Here is a 1,996-nt window from a genome sequence, read left to right as displayed (position 1 = left end):
CGCGGCCGGGGCCGGCGGCCAGCTGGCGCGCTGCCTGGCGCGGCGCGACCTGGAGGAATACCGTGCACCCCGCCCGCGCTGACGCCGCGCCCGGCGCGCGCCGCCTGATGGCCCTGCCCTTCCTGGCCTTCATGGCCAGTTCCGGCCTGCCCATCGCCTACAGCCTGGCGCCGACCCGGCCCATGCTGGTGGCCGACGTGGCGGAGATGACGGCGGCGGCCGCCGCCAGCTCCAACATGCTCAGCTCGCTGGCCAACTTGCTGCTGCTGGCCACGCTGTACGGCACGGCCGGCGCGCTGCTGCTGCGCTATCCGCGCAGCGCGGCGCTGCTGCTGCGCCGCCACTGGCAGCAGCCTGCCCTGCTGCTGCTGCTGCTGGCCGGGGTGCTGTGGAGCGCCTACCCGGCCAAGGTGGCCATGAACTTCGTGCACGGCACCGGCGTGACGCTGATCGCGCTGGCCGCCGCGCTGCATTACCGCGACCAGCCCTGGCGCCTGGTGCCGCAGCTGGCCGCGGTGCTGGGCCTGAACATGGCGCTGCAGCTGGCCGCCGTCGCCGTCCTGCCGGGCTACGCCATCGACTGGCAGCAGCGCTGGCAAGGCCTGACCTCCCACCCCAACACCCTGGGGGCGCTGGCCCTGACCACCTTCTGGGCCAACGCCTGCGTGCTGGTGTGCCTGCCGCAGGCGCGGCGGCGCCGCTGGCATTTGCTGTTCTGCCTGCTGGGCGCCGCCGCCGCGCTGGGCGCCGACAGCGTCACCTCCAAGCTGTGCTCGGCCGTGTCGCTGCTGCTGCTGCTGCTGCTGCGCGCCTGGCAGCGGCGCGCGGCCGGGCCGCGCCTCTACCTGGGGGCGGTGCTGCTGGCCGTGCTGGGCGGCGGCCTGTACCAGCTGCTCAAGAGCGCGCTGCCGCTCGACTGGCTGTACGACATGCTGGGCCGGGACAGCAAGCTCACCGGGCGCGCCGAGGTGTGGCAGGACGCCTACCGCGCCATCGGCGCCAAGCCCTGGCTGGGCTGGAGCTTCGACGACCATGCCGAGCTGATCAGCACAGCCGGCATGCCGTATTCCAGCTACCACAACGGCGCGCTGGACCTCGCCGTCAACGGCGGCATCGCCGCGCTGGCGCTGTTCGCCCTGCTGCTGGCCGGCTGGGCGCGCAGCTATCTGCACCCGGACCGCCAGGCCCGCGCGCTGGCCCCGTGCAGCGTGGCCTTCACCCTGGCCTACCTGATGCACAACCAGAGCGAGGCCTCGTTCTTCGCCCCGCGCGGCCAGATGTGGGTGATCTTCCTGACCTTGCTGCTGCTGGGCGCCTGCCCGCGCAGCGCGCCGGAGCGGCCATGAACGCGGCGCCGCCCTACCGCGCCGACATCGACGGCCTGCGCGCCGTGGCCGTGCTGGCGGTGCTGGCCTTCCACGCCGCGCCGGCCCTGCTGCCCGGCGGCTTCGCCGGGGTCGACCTGTTCTTCGTCATCTCCGGCTTCCTGATCACCGGCGTGCTGGCCGACGCGCTGGCCCAGGACCGCTTCAGCCTGGCCGCCTTCTACCAGCGCCGCATCACGCGCCTGCTGCCGGCCTACGGCGTGGTGTCGCTGGCGGTGCTGGCGGCCGCCAGCTACCTGCTGATCCCCAACGACTACCTGTTCTACACCACCTCGCTGGCCGCCTCCTGGGCCTTCGCCTCCAATCTGTTCTTTTCGCTCAGCAGCTGGGGCTACTTCGGCCAGCGCAGCGAGGAGTTCCCGCTGCTGCACACCTGGTCGCTGGCGGTGGAGGAGCAGTTCTACTTCCTGTTCCCGCTGCTGCTGTTGCTGCTGCACCGCGCCGCGCCGCGCCGCACTCCGGCCGCGCTGGCGGCGCTGGCCGTAGCCGCGCTGGCCTGGTCCGAGTGGCACACCGGGCCGGTGGCCAGCTACTTCCTGCTCAGCTGCCGCGCCCACGAGCTGCTGATGGGCGCGCTGGCGGCCTACGCGGTGCGCTGGCGGCGCCCGGCC

2 protein-coding genes are annotated in these 1,996 nt (G+C 73.5%); both read left to right on the top strand.

Annotation, left to right across the window (positions count from 1 at the left end; translation table 11 throughout):
• Positions 1-1,346 (top strand): O-antigen ligase family protein (locus tag GTP77_RS29665; protein ID WP_223149420.1); only part of this gene is annotated, 1,346 nt, incomplete at its 5' end.
• Positions 1,343-1,996 (top strand): acyltransferase family protein (locus GTP77_RS29660; protein ID WP_161075737.1); only part of this gene is annotated, 654 nt, incomplete at its 3' end. The genes GTP77_RS29665 and GTP77_RS29660, both read left to right, overlap by 4 nt.

This window comes from Pseudoduganella aquatica, from assembly GCF_009857595.1.
Classification (GTDB): domain Bacteria; phylum Pseudomonadota; class Gammaproteobacteria; order Burkholderiales; family Burkholderiaceae_D; genus Rugamonas; species Rugamonas aquatica_A.
Note: the sequence above shows the minus strand (reverse complement) of the source record. Positions and strands in the feature narration are given on the sequence as shown.